The sequence below is a fragment of the Flavobacterium bizetiae genome (assembly GCF_902804475.1).
In the GTDB taxonomy this organism is placed as follows: domain Bacteria; phylum Bacteroidota; class Bacteroidia; order Flavobacteriales; family Flavobacteriaceae; genus Flavobacterium; species Flavobacterium bizetiae.
This window is the reverse complement of the sequence record NZ_CADCSU010000175.1, coordinates 1-21,657: the sequence shown is the minus strand read 5'-3', so window position 1 is coordinate 21,657 and position 21,657 is coordinate 1. Positions and strand designations below refer to the sequence as shown.

Below are 21,657 nucleotides of genomic sequence, written 5' to 3'. Positions count from 1 at the left end.
GTATAGAAAGTTTCAGTTAGCATTTTTTCCTCTTTTCGTAATCAATTTATACTAATTACTAAACAATTCTAGCCTTTAACCTTAGGTGTTACTATCTCCTTTTCGAAGTTTCGATAAATGAGTAAATCATTTGCCCATTATTTACGGGTTTACTATTTAAAACCATAAAAAAATGAGCGACAAATTTTTTAAATTTTCTCAAAAAAATCATTTTTTAGGTTAATAAATCAGTGAAAGAAAATCAATCCCAAATCGATGAAATAAAAATGTATCTCATTGATTTCTAGGGTGTAAAATTACTTATTATTTTCTGAAACTAATGTTAAAAAATGTTATTTTTTATATGAGACCGGCAATTGTTAACATTGAAATTAATTTTCGTACAGACTTAAAGCAAATAGAGTAGGTAAAAATGTAAAAATGGTTTATTTTTACACTATAATTATTAAAAATAAAACAAATAGAAATGGATTGGATTACTGCCAGAGAATTTGAAGATATAACTTATAAAAAATGTAACGGAGTTGCAAGAATCGCCTTTAACAGACCTAATGTTAGAAACGCTTTTCGTCCTAAAACAACTTCAGAATTATACCAGGCTTTTTACGACGCACAAGAAGATACTTCAATCGGAGTAGTTTTACTTTCTGCAGAAGGACCATCAACAAAAGATGGTGTTTATTCTTTTTGCAGCGGAGGAGATCAAAACGCACGCGGACATCAGGGTTACGTGGGTGAAGACGGTCAACATCGTTTGAATATTCTTGAAGTTCAGCGTTTAATTCGTTTTATGCCAAAAGTAGTAATTGCAGTTGTTCCGGGCTGGGCAGTTGGAGGCGGACACAGTTTGCACGTAGTTTGCGATATGACTTTGGCAAGTAAAGAACACGCTATTTTTAAACAAACAGACGCTGATGTAACCAGTTTCGACGGAGGTTACGGATCTGCTTACTTGGCTAAAATGGTAGGTCAGAAAAAAGCGCGTGAGATTTTCTTTTTAGGAAGAAATTATTCAGCTCAGGAAGCGATGGACATGGGAATGGTAAATGCCGTAATTCCTCATGATGAGTTAGAAGACACAGCTTACGAATGGGCTCAGGAAATCCTTCAAAAATCTCCAACTTCAATCAAAATGCTAAAATTTGCCATGAACCTTACAGACGACGGAATGGTGGGGCAGCAAGTTTTTGCCGGAGAAGCAACTCGTCTGGCTTACATGACCGAAGAAGCTAAAGAAGGAAGAAACGCATTCTTAGAAAAAAGAAAACCAAACTTTGGAGAAAATAAATGGCTTCCTTAATATTTTAGATTTTAGATTGTTAGATTTTAGATTTTTTTTAATCTGAAACTGGCATCTCAACTCTAGAGCAAAAAAAAATAATATTTATTTAGATTACAGATTTTAGATTTTTAAAATAAAAAAATCCAACAATCTAAAATCTAAATTTTAAAATCTAAAATAAAAACATGAAACATTGGATTGAAGCCGCACGATTGCGCACATTGCCTTTATCAGTTTCCGGAATTATAGTTGGAAGTATTTACGCGCTTTCAAATCCAACATCTACAATCGATACACCAACAGAAGTATTCAGTTGGAAAATTTTTGGTTTTGCACTCTTAACAACTTTAGGATTACAGGTTCTGTCCAATTTTGCCAATGATTACGGAGACGGAGTAAAAGGAACCGATAATGATGACAGAGTAGGGCCAAAACGTGCTATTCAGAGTGGTATTATCACTCCTCAAGCCATGAAAAAAGCAATAATAATTACTTCTGTACTAACATTATTATCTGCTATTATCCTAATTTATTTTGCTTTTGGCGAAAGCAATTTCGGATATTCAATTTTCTTTTTACTGTTAGGAATCGCTGCAATTGTTTCGGCAATTCGTTATACAGTTGGTAATTCAGCTTACGGATATAAAGGATTTGGAGACGTATTTGTGTTTATATTCTTCGGTTTGGTAAGTACTTTAGGTGTTAACTTTTTATATTCTAAAGAAATCGATCCGCTTTTAATTCTTCCGGCAATTGCCATTGGTTTGCTAAGCGTGGGAGTTTTAAACCTGAATAACATGCGCGATGAAGAATCTGACCGAAAATCAGGAAAAAACACCATCGTAGTTCAAATAGGAGGAGCGAAAGCCAAAATTTATCACTTTTCATTGATTATTACTTCAATGCTTTGTGTGGTTATTTTCGCCATTTTAAGCGATTACAACTTCGATCAATATCTGTTTTTACTGGCTTACATCCCTTTAACCAAACATTTAATTACCGTTTATAAAAACCAAAACCCTAAGCTGTTAGATCCTGAATTAAAAAAACTGGCATTAAGTACATTCTTACTTTCAATATTACTAACAGTTTGTATGATTTCTTTGATTTCAGACATTATTGTGAACCTTTTCTTAGGCGGAAGATAAAATAAAGTTCAACTTTAAAATTCAAACAAAATGAAAATCACATATTTCGGACACGCCTCTTTAGGCATTGAAGTTGGGGGAAAACACATTCTTGTTGATCCTTTTATTACAGGAAATCCAAAAGCTTCGGCAATTGACATAAACACCCTAAAAGCAGATTATATCCTGCTTACACACGCACATGGCGATCATATTCTTGATGCAGAAGCCATTGCAAAACGCACTGATGCTACCATAGTTTCGAATGCTGAAATCGCAAGTTACTACGCACAAAGAGAAATCAAAGCCCACCCAATGAATCACGGCGGAAGCTGGCAATTCGATTTCGGAAAAGTAAGATATGTAAACGCAATTCACTCAAGTTCTTTTCCTGACGGAAGTTACGGAGGAAATCCAGGAGGTTTTGTGATCGAAAGCGAGCACAAAAACATCTACATTGCCGGCGATACAGCCCTTACATACGATATGAAACTTATTCCGTTGCGTACAGAACTGGATTTAGCCATTCTTCCAATCGGAAACAATTTCACGATGGATGTTGAAGATGCTATTATCGCTTCAGATTTCATCGAGTGCGATAAGATTCTGGGCTATCATTTTGATACTTTTGGTTATATCGAAATCAATCATGAAGAAGCTATTCGTAAATTTTTCGATAAAGGAAAAGATTTAATGCTTCTCGAAATTGGAGAATCAATAGAATTATAATGTACAGAAAACTGGATCATAGCTTTTATAATATATCCAATCTCAAATTTTCAAAATTATATTTGGAATTTTTAGAATTTGAAATTTATTAAGGAGCTATTTCCCGCTTTCGGCTATATCTTTTTTGAGAAGATGAAAAATCTTCTCAAAAAAGGATACCGCCTCTATCGGGGCTAGGATTTTAGTATTCATAAGAAATTTATATGAACGACACCATTACATTTATTTGCGATTGTTGCGGCAAAGAGCACGAAAGCTGGCCTGCAATAACCTACAATGCACCAAATAGTTACCACAATCTTTCACCTCAGGAAAAAGAAGAAATCGCAGTTATCGATCAAGATTTCTGCGTAATCAAACATTCAGATGATCATATAGACCGATTTGCAAGAGTTATTTTAATTCAAAAAGTAAATGATCATTGCGAAGATCTTGAATACGGTTTCTGGGTTTCATTAAGCGAAACAAGTTTTAATGACTATCTGGAAAACTTCGAGAACGAAAATCACGAAACCGAATATTTTGGATGGCTTTGCAACTATATTCCCCAATACGAATTTTCAAAAAGTATTCCCACAACAGTAGTGACTCAAACCGGAAATAATCGCCCGGCAATTTTTCCTCATAAAGATTTCGATCACCCTTTTGTAAAAGATTTCTATAACGGAATTACAAAAGAAGAAGCCGAAAAGAGGATTCGCGCAATACTATAACAATCATCATCATCAAATCAAATCGAACAATCAAACTAAAAAAAATGAATCTAAAAAAACGGCTTATTTTGCTTTTCCTTGTTGTTTCATGCAACTCATTTGCCCAAAAATGTTCTTGTCAGGACAATTTTAACTGGTTAAAGAAAAATTTCGAAGAAAATGATGCAGGCTTTCAATTCGTTATAGACAAAAAAGGAACCACCACATATGAAGATCATAACAATCTTTTTAGCAAAAAAGTCAAAAAAATAAAAGATTTAAACACTTGCAGAGACGTCCTTTTTGACTGGATGTTATTTTTTCGACCGGAACATTTATCCTTATCTATAAATCAGGATGCGGCAAACAAATCAGCCGCTCAAAAAAATACTGCACCAGAAAAAGAGTGGGACGAACTCGAAATAAGTGAAGAACAATTAAAAAGCAGCCTGGCAAATATTGCGCAGCCAAGTCTTGAAGGTATCTGGACAACAGGCCCGTATACTATTGGTGTTACAAAAAAAAACAATGAATATATTGGCTACATTCTAGAGGCTAAAAACACGAAATGGAAACAATATCAGGTAAAATTTAAAATAAAAGAAAGCCCTGATAAAACTTATAGCGCGGTATTCTTTTTCGGTGACTATTCTAGCAGAAATTTCAAAGAAGTCAAACTTGTCGGAAATAACTTTTTAAAGATTGGATTTGTTTCCTTACAAAGAAAATTTCCTGTAAATCCGGGAAATACACCTGAAATAGATAGTTATATAGAATCATTAACAGCTGAAAATCCATTCATTAAAGAAATATCAGGTAAAACCATTTTATTGCGAATCCCTTCATTTGATTATTCAAACAAAAAAGCCATCGATAGTGTACTGGCGGCAAATAAAGCATTAATCCTGTCAAAAGAAAATCTAATCATCGATTTAAGAAATAATGGAGGAGGAGCTGATGCCAGTTTTCAGGAAATAATTCCTTATTTATACACAAACCCAATCAGAACCATTGGTACAGAATATTTGTCTACAGTTCAGAACAATAAAAGAATGGAAGAATTCATGGCAAATCCGGATTGGTCAGCTGAAGATAAAGAATGGGCAAGAAAAGGATTAGAAAAATTAAATTTGAATATAGGTAAATTTGTTAGTCTTAACGATGCGATAGTTCAGGAAAGTAAATTAGATGCCGTTTATAGCAATCCAAAAAATATTGGAATCATTATAAACGAAAATAATGCAAGTACGACCGAAGAGTTTTTGCTACTGGCAAAACAAAGCAAAAAAGTGAAATTTTTTGGAACAACAACCGAAGGCGTTTTAGATATTTCGAACATGCATTTTGTTGATTCGCCTTGCAAAGATTTAAAGTTAGGTTATTCATTATCAAAAAGTTTTAGAATTCCGGGCATGCAAATTGATGGTAAAGGAATTCAGCCGGATTATTATCTTGATAAAAGCATTCCTGAATATGATTGGGTTAGATTTACAGAAAAAATATTGAATGCGAACTAAATAAATGATTTAAAAAATCGTAACATGAATTTTAGAAAAATAATTTTATTTATTTTAATTACAGTTTCTTGCCACACTTTTGCTCAAAAAGATGGCTATTGGGACAAGGAACGTGCTACAACAAAAGAAATTATAGTGGCGGCACGAGACCGAATCGTGCTTAAAACAGAAGATCTGCCAGTTGGAACCACAGAAATCGTTTATAGAATTACGCTTTTAGACGAAAATCAGGAAATGACAAACAGTTTGGTTTCGGTATTAAAATCTATCCCGGATCCAACAGGAATTTCTCAGGGTTCAGCCGGAGCAGTTTTTTTAATGTCTAAAATTTCAGGAGATGATACGTGTTCTTATGCGCTTTTTACATCAAACGAAAATGCAAAAAAATACATTTCTGATGGTAAGACAGACAAAGCTTGTTACGCTCAGGAAGAACCTTTAAGTAAAGATGCTAAACGATTATCGCTTGATAAATCTTCTTGTTTAGGACAAAACATTAATACCTTATGGTTTGGTTTTCATAGTAAAAACTGGCTTTTAAACCAGAAAATTGTACTGGAAGTGGTGCCGTGGGTTGATTCAAAATTAAATCGCGGATGGAATCAGGAAAACAAAAACGAAATTATCAGTCTTTGTAAAACATCTACAATGGCACAAAAAATGGCCAATTCTGATGATTTTTGCGTTTGTATTCTCGAGAAAATAATGAAACAATACCGTTACACAGAGTTTCAGAAATTATTGCCAATCGAGAAAAACAAAGTCTACAAAGACTTTGGAAACAGCTGTTATAAAGATGCTGACATTTCTAAAAACGTTTATAACGATTTGAGAACCCAGGCCTCGACTTTAATAAAATTGCAAAAATACAATGAAGCAATTCAAAAACTAAATACCATCATCAACGACGGAAAAGCAACCGCAATCGATTATGGTTCCATTGGTTATTGCTACATTTTGACTAAGCAATATGCAAAAGCGATTAAATTCCTAAAAGAAGGCGAAAAATTAGACGACACAGAATTACTGGTAAAATTAAATCTTGCTCATGTTTATTTGGTCAGCGATGATTACAGCGAAGCAAAAGCAATTTATAAAAAATACCAAACTCAAAACGTTACCGATAGTTTAAGCTGGAAAGAAAAAACGAAACAAGATTTTGCCATTTTCGAGAAAGCAGGATTACCATCAAAAGACTTTGAAAGAGTTTTGAAATTATATAATTAGAGGTGCTAAGGTGCTGAGATACTAAGGTACTGAGTTTTTTAGTTTCTAAGTTTTTCAATATCTCAGCACCTTAGCGCCTTAGTACCTAAAAAAAATGAAAGCTACTTACCAAAAATACATGCTAGAGTTCAAACGACCTTCCGGGACATCCAGAGGCGTTATGACCGAGAAAGAAACCTGGTTTATCATTCTTGAAGAAAATGGTAAAAAAGGAATAGGAGAGTGCGGAATATTACGTGGCTTGAGTGCAGATGATCGTGATGATTATGAAGAAAAACTCAATTGGGCTTGCCAGAATATTCATTTAGGCGAAACAGCATTATGGGAAGCTTTGTTAGAATTCCCTTCGATACAATTTGGGATTGAAATGGTTTTTTTATCACTTAAAAGCGAAAATCCGTATGTTTTGTTTCCTTCTGATTTTACCCGAAATACTAAATCGATTGTAATAAACGGATTGGTTTGGATGGGCGAAGCTTCATATATGAAACAACAAATAGAAGAAAAATTAGCCGATGGATTTAATTGTATCAAACTCAAAATTGGCGCTATAGATTTTCAAAAAGAATTAGAATTATTAGGCTTTATTCGCAATCATTTTTCGGCAGATCAAATCGAAATTCGGGTTGATGCTAATGGTGCTTTCGCTTTAAACGAAGCTTTAGATAAACTCAATCAATTGAATCAATTTCAGCTTCATAGTATTGAGCAGCCTATTAAGAAAGGAAACACTCCGGCAATGGCAGATTTGTGCAAAACAACTCCGTTTCCTATCGCATTAGACGAAGAATTAATTGGTATTTTTTCATTCGAAGAAAAAGAAAAATTATTGCAGGAAATCAAACCACAATACATTATCCTTAAACCAAGTTTTATAGGAGGTTTCAGAGGAACAAAAGAATGGATTGATTTGGCCAACAAATACGATATTGGCTGGTGGATTACATCTGCATTAGAAAGTAATATCGGTCTTAATGCCATTTCGCAATGGACATTTATTCAGGATTCAAAAATGCCGCAAGGTTTAGGAACCGGAGCACTTTATGCTAATAATATCGATTGCCCGCTTGAAGTTTCGCAAGGACAATTATGGTACAATACAGCTAAAAAATGGGAATCTTTTTTTTTAGGAGGTTCAAAGGTACAGAGCAACAAAGGTTCAGAGGTTTGATAATAAAAAAGGTACAGAATTACAAAGTTTTAAACCTTTGCAACTTTGTACCTTTAAGTCTTTGAAACTTTTTATTCTTTTCCTCCAAGTAAACCTTCTTGCCAGTCTTTTAATTCCTGCCATTTTCCCTGATACGCCAGTAGAGCTTGTCTAGCCCACGTACTTGGATTGTGAATGGCGTAATTTTCACCGCCGGCATCAAGAATAGATTGCAATTTCTCTGTTGAAGTTTCTGAGAGTTCACGCCATGTTGTGATTCCTGCAGCATTAAACAAAGCTTCGATTTTTGGTCCGATTCCTTCTACAATTTTCAAATCATTTTCTTTTATTTTTTTACCGTAAACTGTTGTAGCCAATGCCGCATCAAATAATAATGCAGGAGCTGCAGGGGCAGTAAATGATTGTTGAGAAGAAATAGTTGCTTTTGATGCTAAATCGGCTTCTAAAGAAGAAATTTTAGCATTTAAATTTCGGGTATTTGCTTTACAGGCATCCAGATCAGCTTGTAATGACAATGCAAGTGAATCGTCTCCTTTTGAATTCATTTTTCCTAGTAAATAACCCAAAATTCCACAGATTAATCCCACTAGCGCCGGTATTAAGATACATGGTATATTCATAATAGTATATTTTTGATTAATTATTTGATTGTAATTACAGTTCTTCTGTTGTTTGCTTTTCCTTCCGCCGTTGCATTTTCTCCAATAGGCTCATCAGGTCCTTTTGTGTCGGTTGTAATACGGCTGCCATCGATTCCTTTCTTAGACAGATAGTTTTTAGAAAATTCAGCACGTTTTTGCCCAAGTACAACATTAGAATCACGATTTCCAACATTATCACTATGACCTACGGCCAAAATCACCGCGTCTTTTACGTGGTTCATATATTTAACCAAATCAGCCACTTTTTGTTTCTCAGCTTCGGATAATTGGTTACTTGATTTGTTGGTACTGAAATGCAGAATTAGCGGATCACCATTAATTTTGTCCTTAAGAATAACCCACTCGTCAGTAGTAACAGCAGGAGCAGCTTCCGGAGTTTCAAATTTATATTCAGCAGGCCCTAATAACGTATCCTTACTTGTTTTCCATTTATCTACTATTTCTCCTTTTGTATCAAATTGAGAACCGGATAATCCTTTCGAAACAAAATACTTTTTAATATCATTTGCCCTTGCAAGCCCCAGATTTTCAAAAGTTGAAGAATTTGTCTCATCAGAAGTAGCATAACCCGTAATTGTTATTTTTTGTTTAGGATTTGCAATCAAAAATGTTTTAAGATTTTCGATTCCAACTGCTACAGAATCACTAACAGGCAGGACTACTGCAAAACTGTTTTTAAGGAACTTGATATTATCATTGGTATGATAATCAATTCCTGAACCATTTAGAATAAAAGGGACGAAAATAGTCTCCTCAGCCACAACTACGGATACTTTTTCAGTATCTGCCGCTGGTGTTTTAATAGCGCAATTGCAACAGAATTCTACATACAAATAGGTACCTAGAATGATTGTTATTGCAATGCCTAATAGATAAAGTGCTTTTTTAGACATAAGTGATGAAATTAAGATTCAATCAAATTTAACAAAAAAATAGATACATAATGTATTAATAATCAGTTATTTTAAAGTTATATACTTAATTTTGAGAGCATTATAAAACTTCGATAAACTGTCACAGATTCCTGAATCTCAATTTTAAGACTGAATTAAATTGAGTAACTTGCATAAAAATTAAATTTAGACAATAAAAATGGTCGAGATAGAAAGAAAGTTTCTTGTAAAATCGGATGATTATAAAGAACAGGCTTTTACCCAAAATAAAATTGCCCAGGGATACTTGAGTTCGATTCCTGAGAGAACCGTTCGCGTTAGAATAAAAGGAAATAAAGGCTTTATTACCATAAAAGGAATTGGTCAGCATGGAGGTATGTCCCGTTTTGAATGGGAAAATGAAATTCCGGTTGATGAAGCGCTGGAATTACTTAAATTATGCGAAAAAGGGAAAATTGAGAAAACTCGTTTTGAAGTACAATCAGGAAAACACGTTTTTGAAATTGATGAATTTTACGGAGAAAATGAAGGTTTGGTAATGGCAGAAATCGAGCTTGAATCTGAAACAGAAGCATTTGAAAAGCCAGATTGGCTGGGCGAAGAAGTAACTAATGATAAAAGATACTACAATGCTTATTTGAGTAAAAATCCTTTTAAAAGCTGGGAAAAGCAATAAAGTTATGACAGAACAATATGATTTGATTATCGTTGGAGGAGGACCAATAGGACTTGCCTGCGCCATTGAAGCTCAAAAGAAAAATTTACATTACTTAATTATTGAGAAAGGAGCCATTGTAAACAGCATTTTCAATTATCCGTTGTATATGACTTTTTTCTCAACAGCAGAAAGACTTGAAATTGGCGATATTCCGTTTAATTGTCTGGCTCCAAAGCCTGGTCGTCAGGAAGCTTTAGAATACTATAGAAATATCCACCGTTATTTTAAATTCTCGATTCATTTATTTGAAAAAGTAAATCAGGTTTTAAAATTAGACAACAAATCTTTTAAAATTACGACTGATAAATCTTCGTATGAAGCTAAGAATGTAATCATAGCAACCGGTTTTTATGATATTCCGATTGAAATGAACGTAAAAGGAGAAGAATTGCCTAAAGTTCGTCATTATTATAAAGAAGCTCACGAATATGTTTTTAGAAATGTACTAGTAGTTGGTGCCAATAATTCATCTGTTGACGCTGCTTTAGAATGTTGGAGAAAAGGAGCAAATGTTACGATGGTTATTCGTAAAAACGAAATTAACAATCGTGTAAAATATTGGGTAAAACCTGATATCGAAAACCGCATCGCCGAAGGAAGCATTAAAGCTTATTTTGAATCTAATATTACTGAAATTGCAGCAAATGAAGTAACAATTGAAACTCCAAACGGAAAAGTCGTTATAGAAAATGACTTTGTATTGGCATTAACGGGTTACAAACCAGATTTGACTTTTCTGGAGAAAGTGGGGATTCAATTATCTGATGATGAATTAAAAACGCCAAATTATAATCCTGAAACAATGGAAACCAATGTTGAAGGTTTGTTTTTGGCAGGCGTAGTTTGCGGCGGAATGCAAACGTACAAATGGTTTATCGAAAATTCGCGTATTCACGCTAATATGATTGTGGATTATATTACTTCTAAATAAAAAAAAGTTAGCCACTAATTTCACAAATTTTCACGAATTAATCTCTAACGTGAAGATTAAAAATGATTGTCAGATGTGAAATTAGTGGCCAAAAAAATTAAGAACTACAAGAAAGCATAGAGCAACCTACTTTAGATCTTGCCCAGTCCGGACGTTTTGCGAACCATTTTTGATATTCAGGTTGTTCGTCGTAAGGCTTTTGCAGTAAGGTATACAATTCGTCAATTAGCGAATAATCTTCCTTATCGGCAGCATCAATGGCCAATTGAGACATATAATTTCTCAAAACATATTTAGGATTTATGCGATTCATTTTTTCTGAACGAACTTCATCTGATAATGCTTCAGCATTTAATCTTTCGATATAAACAGTAAACCATTTTGTCCAGGATTCTAAAATTGTTCCTGAAATTTCTTTCGGTTTATAGAACGAATCTTTTATTTTCTCAATAGCATTTTCAGCAGAATCTGATTTTAGAATTTGACTTAAATTTCTAAAAAAGATCGTCATATCGGTTTCAGATAATTGTAAAACAGTTTCTAAAGCGGTTATTAATTCACTGTCACTTTCAGTTGAAGTAAATAACCCTAATTTACTTAAAAACATTGTTTTGTAATCAGATTCGTAATCGTTTATAAATGATTCTAATATTTTTTCTAAAGGTTCAGCTTCGTTTATTAACGGATAAAGCGCATTTGCTAGTTGGTACAAATTCCATTGTGCAATTTGCGGCTGATTGCCAAAACGATACCTTCTGTTTTGACTATCGGTAGTATTAGGTGTCCAGTCCGGATCGTAATTTTCTAACCAGCCATAAGGGCCGTAATCGATCGTAATACCATGAATAGACATATTATCAGTGTTCATTACACCGTGCACAAAACCTACACGTTGCCAATGCAAAATCATTTCGCGTGTTTTATCTGCAACTGTCTGAAAGAATTGTAAATACTGTTCTTTGGGTTCGCCTTTTATTTCAGGGAAATAATGTTTGATGTTATACTCTACAAATTGTTTAAGATTTTTGAGTTCATTTCGGGCTGTCAGCATTTCAAAACTTCCAAAACGAATAAACGATGGCGCAACACGGCAAACAATCGCGCCTTTTTCGTAAGCTGGATTTCCGTTGTATAAAATATCCCTTAAAACCTGATCTCCAGACAACATCAGCGAAAGCGATCGGGTAGTAGGAACTCCCAGATGATACATTGCTTCGGCACATAAATATTCTCTTACTGAAGAGCGCAAAACTGCCAAACCATCAGCAGTTCTTGAGTAGGGGGTTTTTCCGGCGCCTTTTAACTGAAGCGTGAAAAATTCGTTGTTATTTTCAACTTCCGTTAAATTGATAGCGCGACCATCTCCTAATTGCCCAGCCCAATTTCCAAACTGATGCCCTGCATAACACATGGCAAACGGACGGGTTTCAGGAAGAATTTCTTTTCCCGAAAAGGCATTCAAAAACGATTCAGATTGAATTTCTTCAGGCGAAATACCAACCAGTTCCGCTACTTCTTTAGAAGCATGAATTAGTTTAGGATTTGATGGTTTTGTTGGATTTACATAAGAGAAAACAGCATTAGAGACCTGACGAATTTCATTTGTTTCGTTAGGATCTGCAGGTAATTCAGCAGTAAATCGATTATTTATTTTTAAATTTTTCATTTTTGGAATTTATATTTTGCTACAGATTATTGAGATTAAAATGATTCTTTTTAAATCTCAGGGAGATTTATAAGTAAGTAAGGAAAACCATTCTCATCCTTTTAATCTGCAGCATAGCTTATTTAGAGTACCAGTTTATCTGAGTACATTTTTTTTAATTTTTCTACTTTCGGATCAATTACGATTTGGCAGTAGCGCGCGTCCTGATTGTTATTGTAATAATTTTGATGCTCTTCTTCGGCTTCATAAAAGGCTTTATATTCTGCTAGTTCCGTTACAATTGGATCTTCGTAGAATGTTTTTACTTCTTTAAAAACGTCTTCTGCAATTGCTTTTTGTTCCTGGTCATGATATAAAACAATAGAACGGTATTGTGTTCCGGTATCTCCCCCTTGACGGTTTAAGGTCGTAGGATCATGACTGGTCATAAATATAAAGAGTAAGTCATGATATGAAATTATGTCAGGATTAAAAGCTACTTGTATTACTTCGGCATGACCGGTTCTACCCGTACAAACTTCCCGATAGGGCGGATTCTTTATAAAACCTCCTGCAAATCCTGATTTTAATGATTCTACTCCGTTTAAACGCTGAATTACAGCTTCAATACACCAAAAACATCCGCCACCAAAAGTAGCTAACGACAAACTGTTCATAAAAGTGTTGTTTAGTTTTACTTACCCTATTAATCCGATAGAATATTATGATAAATTACTAATAAAACAATGTTTTAATTAAATATACTAAACGGTTATTGAATGTTTGAAGTTTACAATTGATAAATTCGCAATTTTATAAAAAAGCGATATATTTGCAATCAAACTCAGGCACACTAATGAATAGCAAAAATAATACCATCACTTTAGAAACCTATTTTCAGGATTTTAGAAAGCATATTGTTGGAATTGATCAGGATTTTACGTCTCCTTACGGGAAAAAAAAGATTATTTATACTGATTGGACTGCCAGTGGAAGGTTGTATCGCCCAATTGAAGAGAAACTTCTTAATGATTTCGGGCCTTTTGTAGCGAATACCCATACAGAAACTACTGTGTCAGGTACTGCCATGACAAAAGCATATCATCATGCCAGAAACATCATTAAGCGTCATACCAATGCAAGCAAAGATGATGTTTTGATTACGGATGGAACTGGAATGACGGGTGTTGTCAATAAATTTCAGCGTATTTTAGGACTTAAAGTCCCTGAGAATCTAAAGGATTATATTACCGTTCCGGCAGAAAAAAGACCAATTGTCTTTATTTCGCATATGGAACATCATTCTAATCAAACTTCATGGCTAGAGACAATTGCCGATGTAGAAATTATTCCATCTTGCGAAAAAGGTCTTTTTTGCCTGGATAATCTGGCTTTGTTATTAGAAAAATATGCCGACAGAACGATAAAAATCGCTTCGATCACTTCATGCTCGAATGTTACGGGTTTAAAAACTCCTTTTCATGAAGCAGCCAAATTAATGCACCAGCATCACGGTGTTTGTTTTGTAGATTTCGCTTGTTCAGGACCTTATGTCGCTATTGATATGCATCCTGAAGATCCAGAAGCGTATCTTGATGCCATTTTCTTTTCGCCACATAAATTTTTAGGTGGCCCAGGAACTTCTGGTGTTTTGATTTTTAATAAAAAATTATACAATAATATGATCCCCGATTGTCCGGGTGGAGGAACTGTAAGCTGGACAAATCCTTGGGGAGAACATAAATATATCGATAATATAGAAGATCGCGAAGATGGCGGAACTCCAGGTTTTCTTCAGGTTATTAAAACCGCTTTAGCGATTGAGCTTAAAGAAGAAATGGGAATTGAGAATATTCTGCAACGCGAGCACGAAATTGTTGATTATGTTTTTGAAGCTCTAAATCCAGTTTCGAATATTAAAATTCTGGCTGGTCAGCACCAAAATCGTTTGGGGGTTATTTCATTTTTTATCGAAGATCTTCATTTCAATTTAGGGGTTAAATTATTAAACGATAAATTCGGAATCCAGACTAGGGGTGGTTGCAGCTGTGCGGGAACGTACGGTCACTTTTTACTACATGTAGATCAGGAAACTTCGAATAAACTGGTCAACGAAATCACGATTGGTGATTTGATCAAAAAACCGGGATGGATTAGAATGTCGATTCACCCCACAACGACCGATGAAGAAATTGCTTTTGTTTGTGAAAGTATTAAGAATTTAGCGGAGCATCATAAAAACTGGGCTTTGGATTATTCTTATAACAAAAACACCAATGAGTTTGTTCATAAAGACGCGAATTCATTTGAGGATGAATTGGTTGCTGGGTGGTTTAGAACTTAATTTTTTATTGTTAATGTTGATTTAACCGCAAAGTTCGCAAAGGTTTACGCAAAGGGCGCTAAGATTATTTACTTTAATTTATTTAAGAATAGGAAGTTCGCAAAGCTGTTTCAATACACAGCTTTGCGAACTTTTTGTTTTTTTTAGCCACGAATTTCACAAATTATCACGAATTTTTAATTGGGATAAAGCTTTGTGAACTTTGTGGTTTGTAGAAAGAATAATAAAAAAACTTTGTGTGCATTGCGGTTAATTCTTTTAGCCGCGAATTTCACAAATTATCACGAATTTTAATTGAGGTAAAGCTTTGCGAACTTTGCGGTTTATAAAAAGGATAATAAAAAACTTTGCGTGCTTTGCGGTTAAATTATTCAACCAAAATTTTAGAAATTAGTAGGGGATTATGAATGATATATTTCTAATCTAGCCCCGATAGAGCCGATATCCTTTGAGAGGAACGAACAAAGATAAAGGCGAAAGCGGGACTATGGCTTCTGAAAAAAAACTGAATTTTCTGCTCCTGAAAAATCTGCTACATAATTAAACGAACTCCGCCAAGGTCTGAAACTCTATAGGAAAATTTATTTCCGGGAGAACCAATGAACATGAAGTTTTTTGGGATTTTCCATTTTTTAGAGAGTTCATCGATGATTTCAGGGCCAAAAAAGCCTTGTATTTCAAGGTATTCAAGATCTATTTCGTCATAAGCGCGATCGAGAACTTCAAGATCTTTTATTAAGGCTTCGTTTTTTGAAGTGTTATTTGTTACGTATACAATCTTAAGTTTATTAGTAGTTTCGTTGCCCTGAACGTATTGCAAAACTTTGTTTAGAATGGCAATATCATCGCCTTTGGTGAAAAACACGAATTCCTGAGAATTGATTTCAGCGCTCATTTTTTGCAGATAACGATTGCTGAGAATGACCATTTTGCGCAAGGGCTGATAGAAATATTCTAAAGCTTCGATAAGCAAACGGATTAATATGACGCGGTTCAGCATGATTCCGATGAAAATGAGCGACGGAACCATGTATTTTAAAAAAGTATAAAAAGAATTGATGTTGAGTTTCATGTTTCCGATGAAGGCTGCAATGATAAAGGAAACTGCCAGAACTACTGCAATACCACGTGCGCGCTCAGGTCTTGGTAATTTTTTGCGTTTGAATTTGAGTAATAAATTCCCGATTCCGAATAACGCCATTACAGCCAGAAAGGAAAAAGTATAAACTCCGGCAAGGGATTCTAAATGTCCGCTTGTAGCAAAAAGTACTGAAATACAAAGCACTAAAAAGCTGATTACGATACGATAATGAGAACCTCTTGAGTTTTGTTTGAGAAAATAATTTGGCAGAATTCGGTCCAACGTCATTCGATTTAACAATCCTGAAACCCCTACAAATGAAGTTAATACGGCTCCGCATAAAACTAAAACGGCATCGATCGAAATTAACCACGCCAACCATGAGCCTCCGGTGGTTTGTCCTAAATGGGCGAGAAGGGATTCTTTATTGGCACCAACTTCGGTTAGCGGAATAATACTGATTAATAAAATGGCAATTACGGGATTGAAGAAACTTACGATTGCCCACATATTACGGAGTGTTTTTGGAAAAACTCCCGGTTCTTGTTCTTCTACAAAATTGGCTGAACTTTCGAAACCTGAAATTCCAAGCATGGCAGCTGAAAATCCGAGAAAAAGGGCGGTTTTTATATTTCCGTACGCTATTGGCGTTTCCCAGTTGATATGAAAAGTTTCGAGACCATTGTTTAAAACAAACCAAAGCGACGCTAAAACCAACAAAGTTAAAGTTGCGAGATGGGTTATAAAAATAATGACGGCCACGAATGCTGATTCGCCGATTCCTAAAATTGCCAAGCCGGTAAATAAAACCAAAACTACAACTGTGGCGATGGTTACGTTTAAACTTTCGAAGATTCCGTGCAAATAATGCATGCCTTCTGATGCAGAAATTACCGCTGTTGCCATATACGACAAAACGGTTAAGGTGGCGGCAAGTGAAGCTAATCGTTTGGTTGATGTATTTAGTAAAACATTGTAAGCGCCTCCGTTTAAAGGAATTGCCCCAACAACTTCTCCGTAAATTTTTCTGAACAGAAATAAAACAACAGCAACAATTAATAAAGAAATCCAGGCATACTGACCAGCATATAAGATGGTTAACGCGGAAACATATAAACAAGATGAACTAATGTCGTTTCCGCAAATTGCTGTTGCCTGTAATTGATTTAATTTTTTGTGTACAAGTTCTTTCATAGTTATTCCGGATTAAAACACGATTAACTCAACAAAAAGGGAAACAGAGAGGCAGTATTAATTGAAGGCAGATAATATAAACTAAAGGTAAATTTTAGTTTTGTATAATTTGAATTTCTAAACAGTAGAAATTATTTAGACTCCTGAAACTTTCTAAGTGATAATAAGGCCTGATCCTGAATTTTCTTCTGAAAAAAACCTGTCCATCCTAATAAATAACCCATTGGACCAAAAGCTTGTTTTGACCATTTCCAAACATCAAAATTATCGGTATGTTTGATGATTAATCCGTCCTGAAAAGCAAATTCGGCAGTAATGGTATTGATTACTTTTCTATTGGTTTTGCTAAAATTATAAGTCGCAACCCATTTTGCAGAACCTGAAGAATCATCTGCTTTTATATCTGAAAATTCTATTTTGATATTACCTTTGCTTTTTAAAATTAGCATTTCCCACATTTTAGAGACCTGATCTTCTTTTAGTAAGCCAAAAGCAGGATCAATAAAATGAATTTTAGGATGGTAACATTCACTCATTGTTTTAGCATCAGCATTTGCAAAAGCAGTATAAAATTTGGTAATTAAGGCCTCGTTAGCATTCATAGGGTAATATATTAGAGTATAAATATAAGATTTATTAGATTAAATAATTTATTTATAAAGCACTAATTGCAGCAGCAGTATCAAATGTTTTTTTAGATTTATCGAAAGCGGTAGAAAAATACTCTTTTTTGTTTGAGGCTGTAAAATAGCCTGTCTGATCGCCGAAAGCATCAGAACCTCCTTTTATGATAAATCGAATACCTTTGATATCATTCTTTTTTAGTTTTGCCATTTCAGCCGGAGTAAAATAGTAGTAGGTTGATGTTGTACCATCGGCACTTTCATTCACATTTTTATCTACACAAGGTATTACATCTGCATTGGCCAGATCAACGTATAAACCTCCTGAAATTCTGGTCTTATCGTTGGTGGTTTTTATAGTCAATTTTAAAACGCCTCCTTTTTCTGTTTTTGCAATCTGAACATTTGCTTCACCTGTATAAACATATTTTTCAACAATAAAGGTGTAATTTTCTGTTGCAGGATAAGGCTTAGATCCTTTGATACTCATTGTTTCCTGAGCGTTTGCAAATGTCGAAATTAACAGTAATAAAAAGAAAGGCAGTTTTAAATTCATAATTTTACTTTATTGTTCGGTTAGTTTTGCGTCAAATTTTTCATCCCAATCCATTGATTTTATGGCAGAAATCAAATTGTCCTGATTTACAAAAACGCGTAATTCTTTATTGGCTACTTTTTTTGTGTATAAGGCGTGATAGCGGTAAACCACTTCTTGTTTGGTTTTGTAAACGCCATCTAATTTTAAATCTATAAAGCTTCCGTAATATTGTCTAAATCGCTGACATGTTTTGGTTAAGCGTTCTTCGGTTGTGTTTTCCCTAACCGAGGCTGTAACTTCTGTGTCATTAAAAGGTTTAAACTTTGATGTATTACAAGTTTCTAAAACTCGTTTTCCTAATTCGTAAGCTTTTTGTTGTTGATTGGTATTGATTTCTGAACCAGAAATTTTCTTAATCTTTAAATCTTCAGTGTCTCTACTAATGGTTTTCGATTTACATCCAATTAACAACAACAAACATATAATCAATCCTGCTTTCTTCATAACTATTTAAGTAATTTTTAATAATAAGTTGGGGTCAGGACAATTTTCTATATAAAAATTCAAATCATTTGTATTGCAAACTCCGGGATAATCTCCGTTATACTCTTCGATGTTATTGATGATCTGAAAATGTAAATGAGGTGCGTAATCGCCATTAACACTGGAGTTTCCAAGAGTTGCAATTTTTTGACCTTTATTAAAAATTGTCCCAACACTAAGGTTTTCTATACTTTCTAACGATAAATGTCCGTATAAAGTATAAAATTTTTCATTTTCGATGATGTGCTCTAAAATAATTGTTGGGCCGTAATCGCCCAAACCAATATTGTTTTTAAAGCTGTGTACTTTTCCTTGCAGCGGCGCGAGAACTGCAGTATCTTCTTTTGTCCATAAATCGAGACCAATATGAATATTGCGCTCTGGAATAGAATCATTTTTAAAAATCGTACTTCGTTGGTATAAGGTACGACCTTCTATATAGCCTCCATATGCGACTTCAGCATTGTTTTTTTTAAGATAATTAGAAATAAACGCTTCAAATTCAGTGGCATTTTCGGGTTTTTTCTCCATTAATTCAAGATTCGTTACAGATAAATCTAACGGAATATATTTTGAAACATGAATAGTAGCATCAATTACTTTAGTAGGTGGTAAGGCTTTTAGGATAGAGGTAAGAGGTTTCATAAAGTTTAAAATTTAAACGACTTTTCGATGATTATTAATTCATTATGTACTTCTATGCGGGGCAGCATTTTTGAAGTATATAAGTTGGAATCTATTTCTGAGATATATTTTCTATTGCGAACATTATGGGCTTCATCCAGTATCATGGTATTGAAAAGAACAAAACCATTATTTTTTAAAAGAAAACAAATGCGTTCGCTAAAAAAGCTTTCAAATAAAAAGTTGGGCATTTTGATATCTTCAAAAATATCAATAATTATGAGATCATACTTGTTTTTTGTTTTTAAAACAAACTCAAAGGCATCATCAATTATAATTTCGAGTTGTTTTATTTTATCAAGATCAAAATACTGATTTGCGATCTGTATTATTTCCGAATCAATTTCGACACCCGTAACCTTACCTTTATATTCTATCTCATCAACTAAGGTTTTAATAACACTCCCGCCGGCAACTCCTAGTAAAAGAATATGATCCATTTTAAGAATCTTATCGTAACCTATATTTCTAAGACCGTATCGTAATATGCGTTGTAAACTTCCGTATGAATAATTGGTGTTTTCAGAATCCAGAACCAATTCGCCGTTTGCCCAGGTAACTTCGATAATTTTGCTTCTTTCTGATTTTTTCTTGAATATTTTTATTGGAATGATATAACTGAATAATTTTTGAATCATTTTTAAATGCTTTTACTCAAATTTACCACTTTAAATCTTTTATTTTGCAAGAAAAATAAACTTTAATGAAACGACAGTTATATAAATTCATCTTTTTTAAGCTAATGGGCTGGAAAATAGTAGGGATTGAAAATGCGGAAGTAAAAAAATGTGTGATGATGGTTATGCCTCATACAAGTAATCATGATTTTTATTTAGGAATTTTTACCCGCGGTATTTCCGGATTGGAAATGAACTGGGTAGGAAAGAAGGAATTATTTAAATTTCCGTTTGGTTATTATTTCAGAAACGTAGGAGGAGAGCCTATAGATCGTACAGGCGGATTAAACAAAGTAGAATCGATCGCAGCTATATTCGACAGAAAAGAAGTTTTTCGTCTGGCTGTCGCTCCAGAAGGTACACGTGCAGGAGTTACAGAAATTAAAAGCGGATTTTATTATATCGCGCTTAAAGCAAATGTGCCAATTGTTCCCGTTGCTTTTGACTGGGGTAAAAAGGAAGTGAAATTTGGTAAAGCATTTTTTCCAACCGGAGATTACGAAGCAGATTTATCTATTTTGAAAAAGCATTATAAAGGAGTTGTCGGAAAAATTCCTCAAAATGGTTTTCAGTTGTAAATTTTCGACATTTTTTAAGTTACGTGAGAATCGCTTAAACGAAAATTATTTTTAATTTTTTTGAAATATGCGATTTTTCAAATTACGGATTATAGGCCTTGAAAGTTCCGTTTTTATAAAAGATAACTATTTTCTCCATTTCACCTTCTTCAGAGATTAAATTTTGATTTTTAATTTCTGGAGAAATTCTTATTTCTGTTTTTTCAGCTTCTTTATAATGAATCGCAGAAAATAAATCTCCGCCATTTAAATTTTCATTTGAAATAATAGGATCAGGAGTTTTTGCAGTTTCTAAAACTTCTTCATTATTTTTAGGAAAACTTCCTTTTCCATTCAAAATCCAATACAAGTCAACATCCGGAAAAACCTCCATAATTTTCATGACAAAATCCAAGCTTGGTTTGTTTCTGCCAGAAAGTAGGTGAGACATACTAGAACGCTGTACGCCAATTTTATCTGCAAAAGAAGAAGCATTTAAGGCATAATAATCCAGTATAATTTCAAGACGTTTTACAAAATCATCGATGTTTACCATTGTAAATTATTGTTTTTAAAACCGTTGTTTACAAATGTAACTAAAAGAAACTAATAAAGCAATTTTACAGTTGTAAATCGTATATAAGTAGTTGTTTAATACTAATTAAAGCTTTAGGTGATTGTAGTTAAATAGCTGAAATATTGATACTTACTTTTATTTATTTAAAGTGATAACATTTGTTAACTCATATCCTTTCTTAAGTGACAATAAACGTTAAAAACCTGTTTACAATTATAAATTATTATTCTTTTTTACTATTTACA

At 34.0% G+C, this 21,657-nt stretch carries 22 protein-coding genes; 11 read left to right on the top strand and 11 right to left on the bottom strand.

Annotated elements, in window-relative coordinates:
* Positions 1-466 precede the first annotated feature (466 nt).
* The 7 genes from FLACOL7796_RS22195 to FLACOL7796_RS22165 all read left to right on the top strand — a co-directional run bounded on the left by FLACOL7796_RS22195 (position 467) and on the right by FLACOL7796_RS22165 (position 7,745).
* Positions 467-1,300: a 1,4-dihydroxy-2-naphthoyl-CoA synthase gene (locus FLACOL7796_RS22195; protein WP_035681238.1), complete on the top strand. Its 834-nt coding sequence runs from the start codon at positions 467-469 to the stop codon at positions 1,298-1,300.
* Between the two features lie 167 nt (positions 1,301-1,467).
* Positions 1,468-2,430, top strand: a complete 963-nt coding sequence (gene menA / locus FLACOL7796_RS22190; protein ID WP_173972968.1) for a 1,4-dihydroxy-2-naphthoate octaprenyltransferase — start codon at positions 1,468-1,470, stop codon at positions 2,428-2,430.
* Positions 2,431-2,460: 30 nt separating this feature from the next.
* Complete coding sequence (locus FLACOL7796_RS22185; protein WP_173972967.1) at positions 2,461-3,138, top strand: metal-dependent hydrolase; 678 nt, start codon at positions 2,461-2,463, stop codon at positions 3,136-3,138.
* Between the two features lie 203 nt (positions 3,139-3,341).
* Positions 3,342-3,851, top strand: a complete 510-nt coding sequence (locus FLACOL7796_RS22180) for a DUF2199 domain-containing protein (protein ID WP_173972966.1) — start codon at positions 3,342-3,344, stop codon at positions 3,849-3,851.
* A gap of 44 nt (positions 3,852-3,895) precedes the next feature.
* Positions 3,896-5,347: a S41 family peptidase gene (locus tag FLACOL7796_RS22175; protein ID WP_173972965.1), complete on the top strand. Its 1,452-nt coding sequence runs from the start codon at positions 3,896-3,898 to the stop codon at positions 5,345-5,347.
* A gap of 24 nt (positions 5,348-5,371) precedes the next feature.
* Complete coding sequence (locus tag FLACOL7796_RS22170) at positions 5,372-6,574, top strand: tetratricopeptide repeat protein (RefSeq protein ID WP_173972964.1); 1,203 nt, start codon at positions 5,372-5,374, stop codon at positions 6,572-6,574.
* Positions 6,575-6,668: 94 nt separating this feature from the next.
* On the top strand, positions 6,669-7,745 hold the full coding sequence (locus FLACOL7796_RS22165) for an o-succinylbenzoate synthase (protein WP_173972963.1): 1,077 nt from the start codon (positions 6,669-6,671) through the stop codon (positions 7,743-7,745).
* Positions 7,746-7,816: 71 nt separating this feature from the next.
* Here the strand turns inward: FLACOL7796_RS22165 and FLACOL7796_RS22160 are convergent, their stop codons facing one another.
* Positions 7,817-8,365: a hypothetical protein gene (locus FLACOL7796_RS22160; protein WP_173972962.1), complete on the bottom strand. Its 549-nt coding sequence runs from the start codon at positions 8,363-8,365 to the stop codon at positions 7,817-7,819.
* A 20-nt stretch (positions 8,366-8,385) separates the two neighbouring features.
* Entirely contained in the window at positions 8,386-9,300 is a 915-nt protein-coding gene (locus FLACOL7796_RS22155) for an OmpA family protein (protein WP_173972961.1), read from the bottom strand.
* A gap of 199 nt (positions 9,301-9,499) precedes the next feature.
* On the opposite strand from FLACOL7796_RS22155, the gene FLACOL7796_RS22150 reads away from it, so the two are divergent.
* A complete protein-coding gene (locus FLACOL7796_RS22150; protein WP_173972960.1) occupies positions 9,500-9,976 on the top strand; it encodes a CYTH domain-containing protein in 477 nt (158 codons plus the stop codon).
* A 4-nt stretch (positions 9,977-9,980) separates the two neighbouring features.
* Positions 9,981-10,949 (top strand): YpdA family putative bacillithiol disulfide reductase, encoded by a 969-nt coding sequence (locus tag FLACOL7796_RS22145; protein ID WP_173972959.1) that lies wholly within the window; start codon positions 9,981-9,983, stop codon positions 10,947-10,949.
* Between the two features lie 97 nt (positions 10,950-11,046).
* Here the strand turns inward: FLACOL7796_RS22145 and FLACOL7796_RS22140 are convergent, their stop codons facing one another.
* Positions 11,047-12,615, bottom strand: coding sequence for a protein adenylyltransferase SelO (locus tag FLACOL7796_RS22140; RefSeq protein WP_173972958.1), 1,569 nt, complete (start codon positions 12,613-12,615; stop codon positions 11,047-11,049).
* Between the two features lie 122 nt (positions 12,616-12,737).
* A complete protein-coding gene (gene msrA, locus FLACOL7796_RS22135) occupies positions 12,738-13,271 on the bottom strand; it encodes a peptide-methionine (S)-S-oxide reductase MsrA (RefSeq protein ID WP_173972957.1) in 534 nt (177 codons plus the stop codon).
* 179 nt (positions 13,272-13,450) lie between these two features.
* On the opposite strand from msrA, the gene FLACOL7796_RS22130 reads away from it, so the two are divergent.
* Positions 13,451-14,938 carry an aminotransferase class V-fold PLP-dependent enzyme gene (locus tag FLACOL7796_RS22130; protein WP_173972956.1) on the top strand — a complete coding sequence of 496 codons (1,488 nt, stop codon included), beginning with the start codon at positions 13,451-13,453 and terminating at the stop codon, positions 14,936-14,938.
* Between the two features lie 532 nt (positions 14,939-15,470).
* Here FLACOL7796_RS22130 and FLACOL7796_RS22125 read toward each other — a convergent pair.
* From FLACOL7796_RS22125 to FLACOL7796_RS22100, 6 genes are all read right to left on the bottom strand, one after another.
* Positions 15,471-17,213, bottom strand: coding sequence for an APC family permease (locus FLACOL7796_RS22125; RefSeq protein ID WP_173972955.1), 1,743 nt, complete (start codon positions 17,211-17,213; stop codon positions 15,471-15,473).
* 131 nt (positions 17,214-17,344) lie between these two features.
* Positions 17,345-17,815: a nuclear transport factor 2 family protein gene (locus FLACOL7796_RS22120; RefSeq protein WP_173972954.1), complete on the bottom strand. Its 471-nt coding sequence runs from the start codon at positions 17,813-17,815 to the stop codon at positions 17,345-17,347.
* A 52-nt stretch (positions 17,816-17,867) separates the two neighbouring features.
* A complete protein-coding gene (locus tag FLACOL7796_RS22115; RefSeq protein ID WP_173972953.1) occupies positions 17,868-18,392 on the bottom strand; it encodes a hypothetical protein in 525 nt (174 codons plus the stop codon).
* A gap of 9 nt (positions 18,393-18,401) precedes the next feature.
* Complete coding sequence (locus tag FLACOL7796_RS22110) at positions 18,402-18,878, bottom strand: hypothetical protein (protein ID WP_173972952.1); 477 nt, start codon at positions 18,876-18,878, stop codon at positions 18,402-18,404.
* 6 nt (positions 18,879-18,884) lie between these two features.
* Positions 18,885-19,562: a peptidoglycan DD-metalloendopeptidase family protein gene (locus tag FLACOL7796_RS22105; protein WP_173972951.1), complete on the bottom strand. Its 678-nt coding sequence runs from the start codon at positions 19,560-19,562 to the stop codon at positions 18,885-18,887.
* A gap of 5 nt (positions 19,563-19,567) precedes the next feature.
* The gene (locus FLACOL7796_RS22100) at positions 19,568-20,239 is read right to left on the bottom strand and encodes a spermidine synthase (protein WP_173972950.1); all 672 of its coding nucleotides are present in this window, start codon (positions 20,237-20,239) and stop codon (positions 19,568-19,570) included.
* Between the two features lie 65 nt (positions 20,240-20,304).
* On the opposite strand from FLACOL7796_RS22100, the gene FLACOL7796_RS22095 reads away from it, so the two are divergent.
* Positions 20,305-20,856: a 1-acyl-sn-glycerol-3-phosphate acyltransferase gene (locus FLACOL7796_RS22095; RefSeq protein WP_173972949.1), complete on the top strand. Its 552-nt coding sequence runs from the start codon at positions 20,305-20,307 to the stop codon at positions 20,854-20,856.
* Between the two features lie 82 nt (positions 20,857-20,938).
* Here FLACOL7796_RS22095 and FLACOL7796_RS22090 read toward each other — a convergent pair whose 3' ends face one another.
* Complete coding sequence (locus FLACOL7796_RS22090; RefSeq protein WP_173972948.1) at positions 20,939-21,391, bottom strand: helix-turn-helix domain-containing protein; 453 nt, start codon at positions 21,389-21,391, stop codon at positions 20,939-20,941.
* Between the last annotated feature and the right edge of the window lie 266 nt (positions 21,392-21,657).